The 8385-nt window shown below is 63.5% G+C and carries 8 protein-coding genes; 3 read left to right on the top strand and 5 right to left on the bottom strand.

Annotated features, from left to right (window positions below):
• The first annotated feature begins 50 nt into the window (after positions 1 to 50).
• Positions 51 to 1073 (top strand): alpha/beta hydrolase, encoded by a 1023-nt coding sequence (locus ACN50D_RS21785; RefSeq protein WP_003944025.1) that lies wholly within the window; start codon positions 51 to 53, stop codon positions 1071 to 1073.
• 102 nt (positions 1074 to 1175) lie between these two features.
• Complete coding sequence (locus ACN50D_RS21780; protein ID WP_211921130.1) at positions 1176 to 1997, top strand: helix-turn-helix domain-containing GNAT family N-acetyltransferase; 822 nt, start codon at positions 1176 to 1178, stop codon at positions 1995 to 1997.
• Between the two features lie 10 nt (positions 1998 to 2007).
• On the opposite strand, the gene ACN50D_RS21775 is transcribed toward ACN50D_RS21780, so the two are convergent.
• From ACN50D_RS21775 to ACN50D_RS21755, 5 genes are all read right to left on the bottom strand, one after another.
• Complete coding sequence (locus ACN50D_RS21775) at positions 2008 to 3474, bottom strand: FAD-dependent oxidoreductase (protein ID WP_050656861.1); 1467 nt, start codon at positions 3472 to 3474, stop codon at positions 2008 to 2010.
• Between the two features lie 87 nt (positions 3475 to 3561).
• The gene (locus ACN50D_RS21770) at positions 3562 to 4023 is read right to left on the bottom strand and encodes a carboxymuconolactone decarboxylase family protein (protein WP_003944075.1); all 462 of its coding nucleotides are present in this window, start codon (positions 4021 to 4023) and stop codon (positions 3562 to 3564) included.
• Complete coding sequence (locus ACN50D_RS21765; RefSeq protein WP_065352528.1) at positions 4020 to 4955, bottom strand: NAD(P)-dependent oxidoreductase; 936 nt, start codon at positions 4953 to 4955, stop codon at positions 4020 to 4022. The genes ACN50D_RS21770 and ACN50D_RS21765 overlap by 4 nt, the downstream gene beginning before the upstream one ends.
• Entirely contained in the window at positions 4952 to 5701 is a 750-nt protein-coding gene (locus tag ACN50D_RS21760) for an SDR family oxidoreductase (RefSeq protein ID WP_065352527.1), read from the bottom strand. Before ACN50D_RS21760 ends, ACN50D_RS21765 begins: the two co-directional genes overlap by 4 nt.
• Positions 5702 to 5761: 60 nt before the next feature.
• Positions 5762 to 7228, bottom strand: a complete 1467-nt coding sequence (locus ACN50D_RS21755) for an aldehyde dehydrogenase (protein WP_065352526.1) — start codon at positions 7226 to 7228, stop codon at positions 5762 to 5764.
• A 217-nt stretch (positions 7229 to 7445) separates the two neighbouring features.
• Between ACN50D_RS21755 and ACN50D_RS21750 the strand changes: the two genes are divergently transcribed.
• Positions 7446 to 8303 carry a mycofactocin-coupled SDR family oxidoreductase gene (locus ACN50D_RS21750; protein WP_065454976.1) on the top strand — a complete coding sequence of 286 codons (858 nt, stop codon included), beginning with the start codon at positions 7446 to 7448 and terminating at the stop codon, positions 8301 to 8303.
• Positions 8304 to 8385 lie beyond the last annotated feature (82 nt).

The raw sequence follows: 8385 nt of genomic DNA, 5'->3' as shown, positions 1-8385 counted from the left end.
AGCGCCACCGAGCTGTTGCCGGGCACCGCAATCGAGCACGAGGAGCGGCAATGAGAAGAATCGGACGTACTCGGGCAATGCTTGTCGTCGCCCTCGTCGCGTGGACGGGACTGTTCGGCGAAGCAGCGTTGGCCTCGGCTGACCCGGCCCCGACATCCCCTTCAGGCGGTTCAGCTCTCGATCACGTCGAGGAGATCAACGCCCGTCAGCTGACTATGTACGTCTACTCGGCTGCGATGGACAAGGTGATTCCGCTCGAGGTGATTCGGCCGGCAGACACAAGTGCGCCCCGGCCGACCCTCTATCTACTCAATGGGGCCGGCGGAGGCGAGGACACGGCGACGTGGCAGACACGGACAGACGTCGTCGACTTCTTCGGCGACAAGAACGTCAACGTCGTCAACCCGATCGGCGGTGCCTACAGCTACTACACCGACTGGGAGAAGCCCGATCCTGTTCTCGGACTGAACAAGTGGACCACATTTCTCACCCAGGAGTTGCCACCGATCGTCGATGCCACGCTCGGGACTACGGGTACGAATGCCGTTGCCGGATTGTCGATGGCAGGTACCTCGGTTCTGAGCCTGGCCGAGGCGGCGCCATCCGTTTACCGTGCCGTCGGTGCTTTCAGCGGGTGTGCCGAGACGAGTACTCAACCCGGTCAGGACTACGTGAGATTCGTGGTCGGATTCCGCGGCGGCAACGTGGACAACATGTGGGGTCCTCCCGGCGGTCCGGGCTGGGTAGCCAACGATCCTGTGGTCAATGCCGAGAGATTGCGGGGGGTCGACCTCTACATCAGCAATGGATCGGGCCTGCCCGGCCCACACGAGAATCTGGGCGGACCGATGGTCAACGGCGACCTCGGCGTTCTGGCGAACCAGGTGATCGTGGGTGGAGTCATCGAGGCCGGGACGAACCAGTGCACCCAGCGTTTGGCCGAGCGGCTCGACTCCTTGGGCATCCCGGCCACCTATGATTTCCGGGCAACTGGCACTCACTCTTGGGGTTACTGGCAGGACGATCTTCACAACTCGTGGTCGATGATTGCCGCGTCGATCGGTGCGCGTTAGCCGGCGAACCCTGGGGTCGGTGGCTGAGTTGTTTCTCACTCCGGGACACTCTTGCCGAACCTAGCCGACCGAACTGCAGGTCAGCGGCGTTATAGTCGCCTCATGAGTTCAGAAACACTCGCTCCCCTCGACACCGACGTACTTGCGCGCAGGTTTGCGTGCCTGGGTGATCCGACGCGGCTGCGAGTGCTTCGACTTGCTGCCGGCGGTCCGATCGACGTCGAGACGATTGCACACGCCGCATCACTCGAGCCGTCGGCGTTGAGTGCTCACCTCGAGGCCTTGATCGAGGTCGGTTTTGTCGAGGCTTCGGTGCGTGAAGGCACTTCGGTTGTCAGTGTTGCCGGAACGGCATACTCCGATCTGATGGCAGCGGCCGCCGTCGTGGCTGCTCGTGGTCCGGTCGAAGACACACTGGGAGTTCTTCCCGATGACGTGGTGGTGCGCCGCATGGAATCCGGCGACTGGGATGCCGTCCGCTCGATCTACCGCGAAGGAATCGACACCGGAACCGCGACGTTCACCACCTCGGTGCCATCCGTCGAGAAGCTCGACGCGCAATGGTTACCCGATCATCGATGGGTGGCCGAGATCGACGGCCGCGTCGAAGGCTGGGCGAGCCTCAGCCCGGTGTCCTCGCGTGATTGCTACCGCGGGGTCGCCGAGAACTCCATCTACATCGGTAGCGGCGCTCGCGGGCGCGGCGTGGGCAAGCTGCTGCTTCGCCGACAGGTGCAAGCCGCCGACGCCAGTGAGATATGGACAGTGCAGTCGTCGATTTTCCCGGAGAACCGGGCAAGCGTCGCCTTGCATCAGGCCGTCGGATTCCGAGTCGTCGGCACTCGGTCGCGTATCGCTCAACTGGGTGGGCGGTGGCGTGACACGTTGTTCCTCGAACGTCGCAGCGAGGACGCTGACATCTGAGAAGAGACGCTCAGCCCTTAGCAGCGCTGACTCCGGCGCGTCGCCCGTAGAAGCTGCCGTCACCGAGGGACGTTCCGGAGGCGTATCCACCGGCGCAGACGCCGGCGGTGCAGCGTCCAGCGGCAAACAAACCCGGGATCGGTTCGCCGGAGACGTGGATGACCTCCGAGTTGATCGACGTGCGCAGACCGCCGAGCGTGAATCCGGCGGTGAAATTGCGAAGATCGAGCGCAGCGACGGGTGAGCCGATCGGCTTGACCCACTCCTTCTTCTTTCCCAATACCGGGTCCTCACCACGGGCGGCGTGGCGGTTGTAGACCTCGACGGTCGACTGGAGGGTGCCTTCCGGCAGACCCATGTCGGATTCGAGTTCCTCGACGGTCTCGGCCACCCACTTGGGCTGGAATCTGAAGAACGGTGTGGAACTGTCGGCGGCGCAGCCCTCTTCGTAGGAAGCTTCGTCGATGATCAGGTAGGCCTGATTCTCGTTGCGCAGCAGCGTCTCCTGGCCGATTCTTCCCGGGTACGTGTCCTCGTTGACGTAGCGCTGGCCGCGTCCGTTGACGAGAATGCCGCGGATCATCAACTGGGGGTCGCCGAAGAATGCGACCTCGGTGGCGTCCATGTGCGCGAGGTCGGCCCCGAGAGCCTGCGCCATCTGGATGGACTTTCCGTCGTGCTCTTCGATAGCCGCACCGGGGCGCCCGATCAGCCGTGGGGCGTACGACTGGATCATCGCTTCGTTGTAGGCGAAGCTTCCCGTCGCCAGTACGACACCCGTGCGTGCTCGAACTGCCACTTCCTTGCCGTACTGCTTGGCGATGATGCCGACCACTCGATCTCCGTCGACGACCAGGCGCTGGACTCGCATGTCGTATTCTGCTCGTACGCCGAGGCTTTCGGCCGTCTCGATCAGTGGCTTCATCAACATGAAACCACCGCCCTTCTCCCCGGTGCGCTTGCCGCTCATCTGTGGAACGTGCCCGCGAGGGGCCGGTGTCGCGATCGTGTTGAACGGTGCCGAGTTCTCGCCGCCGGAATACATGAGTCCGTCGTCGAAGGGTGTTTCCCAGCCGGGTTGGCCGTAGAAACTCTCCTTGAACGGCACACCGTTGTCGACGAGCCAGTTGTAGTGCTCGACGCTGCCTTCGCAGTAGTCGGTGATCTTCTCCTCGTCGGCGCCGGGACCGAGTGCGGCCATCATGAACGATTTCATGTTGGCGGGGGAGTCCTCGAACCCGAGTGCCTGCTGCAACGGGGTCCCGCCGCCCAGATAGATGAATCCGCCTGCCAGCGCCGCAGCGCCGCCCCAGCCGCTCGTGCGCTCGAGCACCAACACGTCGGCGCCCGCTCGCGCGGCCTCGATCGAAGCACTCACTCCGGCAATGCCGTAGCCGGCGACGACGACGTCAGCCTCGAAGTGCCACTGCTCGATGTTTGCGGAGGACTGCGGACGGATTGAGCTGGCCTCGGCCATGGATTCGGATCCTTCGCTCTTCTGGTTGGTTGGTGGGGGAATCGGTGGGTGTGATCGATGCCCTGATGGCAGTATCTCGACCGAAAGTCAGTCGGTGTCCGTTTTCGCGGAATCGGCCGCGGCCTTCTCCTTGGCGCGCGCGGCTTTACGTCTGTCGGCCTTCACGGCGATCAGCGCATTGTTGAGCCCGGTGGCCAGCGGCCAGCCGACGTAGTGGCACAGGAAGATTGCGGCCTCTTCGAACTGCTGCTCGGTCAACTCCTCGTTGTGGAGAGCAGCGTTGATCTGGATCTTCGCCACATCGTTCTGCCCCTGGGCGGTGATGGCACCGATCAGGAGTAGTCGTCGATCACGTACCGACAGTCCCGGTCGCGTCCAGATGTCGGCAAAGAGGTGGTCGGCGGTGACCGCGAAGAAGTCGCCGGGAACGTCGGCGGGAAGCTCCCAGCCGTACACCTCGTTCATCTTCGCGACGCCACGAGCACGGGCCTCGGAGATGCGGCTTTCGTCGGTTCCACCGGCATCGGTCATGTGAGTGGTGTCGGTCATGCGTGCTCCCGAGTAGTAGATGCCGTTGAAGGTTCGGCCGGCCTGACTTCGCTGTCATTCCCGACGCCCAGACCGGCACCGAGTCCGGCGAGCGCAAGGTGCGCGAGCGGCAGGTCGAGATTCAGCCGATCACCGAGGTTGATGGCCAAGGCCAAGTCCTTCTCCCCGAGATTGCGAACATGCCGCAGTATCGAGAACCACGGGTCGTCCTCCGAGACCGGTGCGGTGGTGTCGCGGAGCATGATCGCGCCCGCGCCACCGGTGATCGCATCGGTGTGCCTGACGACCTTTCCGAGCGTGCGGAGATCGAGTCCTGCTGCTTCGGCGAGTCGCGCGGCCTCGGTCGTGGCGGTGAACGAGACGAAGTGAAGAAGGTTGCGTGCGAGCTTCATTCGCGTTCCCGCGCCGACGTCACCGGCGTGAACCACCAGCTCGGCCCAGGATCCGAAGGGCTCGCGGACGGCTTCGAACGCCTCGTCGGAGCCGCCGATCATCACTGCCAGCCTGCCCTGCGCTGCGCCGCCGGCACCGCCACTGATCGGCGCGTCGACCAGCAGAACACCACGCTGTTGACAGATGTCAGCGAGTTCCACCGCCGTGGTGTCCGAGATAGTGGAGTGAATCGCGACGACAGTGCCTGGCTGTGCGGTCGACAGAATCCCGTGCGGCCCGCACACAACCTCGCGTACCTGCGCGTCGTCGAGCACCGTGACGGAGATGATGCTCGCCTGCGCTGCAACGTCGGCGGGCGTCGATGCTGCGCTCGCGCCCGCAGTGGTGAACGGTTCGAGCGCTTCTGCGCGGGCATCACACACCACCAGTCCGCCCGGCCAGTCCAGGAGGCGCTGCGCCATCGGCGCGCCCATGTTGCCTAGGCCGATGTATCCCAGTCTGGTTTTCGAAGCGCTGGCTTTCGGCGCCGATTCCGTCATGACCGGTACACCTGGCCTCCGTCGACGTTGAAGATCTGCCCGGTCACCCAGCCTGCGTCGTCGGAGAGAAGGAACAGGCACATGCCGACGAGATCCTCCGGTGTTCCCATGCGCTGCAACGGGATTCGCTTCACCATGTCCTTGACGATGTTGCCGGGGGTGACGGTTCGAGTCGCCTCCGTGTCGATGGGACCGGGAGCGATGGCGTTGATCCGGATGTTCGACCAGCCGAGTTCGGTCGCGAGTTGTTGTGTCAGGCTGTTGACGCCGGCTTTCGCGAGTCCGTAGTAGTTCGAGTACAGCCAGGCTGCTGTGGAGGACTGGTTGACGATCGAACCGCCCTTCGCTCGCATGTGAGGTACGACCGCCCGGCACACGTGCAGTGCGCCGTCCATGTTGACGCTCATGAACTTTCGGTAGTAGTCCCAGTCCACCGTCAACAGGGAATCGATCTTCATTCCGCCGTAGATGGCAGCGTTGTTCACCAGATGCTCGATGCTGCCGAACTGCTCGATCGTGAAGTCGGCAAGTGCCGCAGTCGACTCCCCGTCGGCGACGTCGACGTCCTTGAACACGGCACTTCCGCCGTCCGCGTTGATCTGCTTGGCGACTGCTTCGCCGAGTTCGCGATTGAGGTCCGCCACGACCACGTTGGCCCCCTCCGCGGCCAGAGCGCGGGCATACGCCTCTCCGATACCCTGCGCTGCTCCGGTGACTATCGCGGTGCGACCGTCGAAACGTCCCATGTCGACCTACTTTCGTGGTGATCATTCTGTGGTGAGGGTGTGGGGTGAGGGTGTGGAATGTCAGGAAGGTGAAGCGACGAGCTTGGTTTCGAGGTATTCCTCGAAACCCGCGAGGCCCATTTCGCGGCCGATCCCTGATTGTTTGTAGCCGCCGAACGGTGCGTCGGCCGAATACCAGACGCCGCCGTTGACGCTCAGCGTTCCGGTTCTGACACCGGCAACGACGTGCGCGACGCGATCGGGATCGGTGCCCCACACCGACCCGGACAGGCCGTAGGGGGAATCGTTGGCAATCCGGATAGCGTCGTCGTCGTTGTCGTACGGAAGGATCACGAGGACGGGCCCGAAAATCTCCTCCTGCGCTACGCGAGACGAGTTGTCCAGCCCGGCAATGAGAGTGGGTTCGACGAAGAAACCCCTCTCGCGATCGTCGGGACGGCCCCCACCCGTCACGATCGTGCCGCCCTCTTCGACCGCGAGGGCGAGGTAGCTCTCCACCCTGGCGCGCTGGCGCGCCGAGATGACCGGGCCACACACCGTTCCGCGCGCGCTGGGGTCGCCGGCTCGGATACCCGCCATCGCGGCAGATGCCGCGGCCAGAGCATCGTCGTACCGAGCGCGCGGCACCAGAAGTCTGGTACTGAGCGCGCATCCCTGACCGGCATGAACGCAGACGGAGAACGCGGCAACCGAGCATGCACCCTTGATGTCCGCATCGTCGAGGACGATGAATGCGGACTTACCCCCGAGTTCGAGGAAGACCTTCTTGAGAGTTTGCGCGGCCGTGGCCATCACTGTGCGTCCGGTGGCGGTGGAACCGGTGAAGGACACGAGATCGACGCGCGGATCGCTGCACAGCTGCGCGCCTAGGGAGTGATCCGTCGACGTCACGACGTTGACTACGCCGGCCGGGATCTCGGTTTCTTCTGCAATCACCTTGGCGACCAGCGCGGCGCACCAGGGCGTGTCCGGCGCGGGTTTGAGAACGACGGTGTTGCCGGCTGCGAGGGCGGGACCGAGCTTGGCGAAATTGATCTGGTGCGGAAAGTTCCACGGTGTGATTGCGCCGACGACGCCGACGGCTTCCTTGAGCAGTCGGCGATGGGTCGGAATCCCCATGGGAGACGCGTGCCCGAGATCTTGTTCCCACGAATAGGTTTCGATCAGATCGGCCCAGTAGCGAAGATCTTCGATCGGGCCTTCGAGTTGCGGACCGCTCGTCAGCATGACCGGTGCGCCGACCTCGGCGACGGTGATCTCACGCAACTCCTCGATGTGGGACTGGAGTGCATCGCACAGTTGGCGCAGGCAGCGAGCGCGAAACCCGTGATCGCGTGCCCATTCGGTGTCGTCGAACGCACGGCGCGCAGCGGCGATGGCCGCGTCCATGTCCGCGGCGGTGCCTTCGGCCGCACGGCCGATCAGTTCCTCGGTCGCCGGGTTGAAAACTTCGAAGGTCCCGCCGGATCCGGGAACCAGTTTTCCGTCGACGAGAAGTGCAGAACTGTCTGCGGGTCGAAGCGTCATAGCGCAAACCCTCTCTTTCTGGACATGTGTCTGGACTCTAGTTCACACTTGTGGTTGAGGCAATGGTTTTTGGGGCATAAGAGATTTCGAGAGCCCAGCGGTCTCGAGAGGGTCTCGGATCTGCTTCGACGAAAAGCGCCTCGTGTCCGGTGCGGCGCCGCTACGGTTCACCGCACATTCACAACCACGTCTTCACATCCACAGGAGAGAGGTCGAAATGAACAGAGTTGACGGAAAAGTGGTGTTGGTGACCGGCGCTGCTCGAGGTCAGGGGCGCAGTCACGCCGTCCGTCTCGCGCGGGAGGGCGCGCACATCATCGCCTTCGATCTGTGCGCAGACATCGCCAGCAACGAATACCCGCTCGCCAGTCCAGCCGATCTGGAGGAAACCGCTCGCCTGGTGAAAGAGGCCGGGCAGCAGGTGGTGACGGCGCGTGTCGACGTCCGTGATCGCGCCGGACTCGAAACAGCACTTGCCGAGGCGGTAGGGCAGTTGGGCGGATTGCATGTCGTCGTGGCGAACGCCGGTATCTGTCCGCTGGGCAAACACGTGTCGACCGCCGGTTTCGTCGACGCCTTCGATGTGAACTTTCTCGGTGTCGTCAATACAGTGCACGCGTCGATGGAATACCTCGGCGAAGGGGGTTCGATCATCGCGATCGGCTCTGTTGCCGGTTTGGTGCCGCAGACCGGATTCAACGGGCAACAGGCGCTCCAGGGTCCGGGTGGCGACGGATACGGGTTGGCCAAGAAGCTGATTCAGGCCTACACCAGTTCGTTGGCGCTGACCCTCGGGCCGAGTTCCATTCGCGTCAACGCGATTCATCCGACCAATGTGAACACCGACATGTTGCAGAGCATGCCGATGTACCGGACGTTCCGTCCCGACCTCGAGAATCCGACCGCCGAGGATGCGGCTGTGACGTTCCCGTTCATGCAGGCGATGCCGATCCCGTGGGTCGAACCCGCGGACATCTCGCATGCAGTCGTGTACCTGTCCTCGGACGAGTCGCGATTCGTCACCGGCCAGCAACTGCGCGTGGACGCTGGTGCCGGGATGAAGATCGGTCTGTAGTAGAACTTTTCGCGTCGCTGCTGCCTGTTCGTGGTGAATTTTCCAAGTTTCCCCATTTCGTTGCCCTGGACAGGACGCTGTA

Source organism: Rhodococcus sp. SB1D, assembly GCF_048573875.1.
Lineage (GTDB): Bacteria > Actinomycetota > Actinomycetes > Mycobacteriales > Mycobacteriaceae > Rhodococcus_F > Rhodococcus_F qingshengii.
This window is presented reverse-complemented; position numbering and strand designations above follow the sequence as displayed.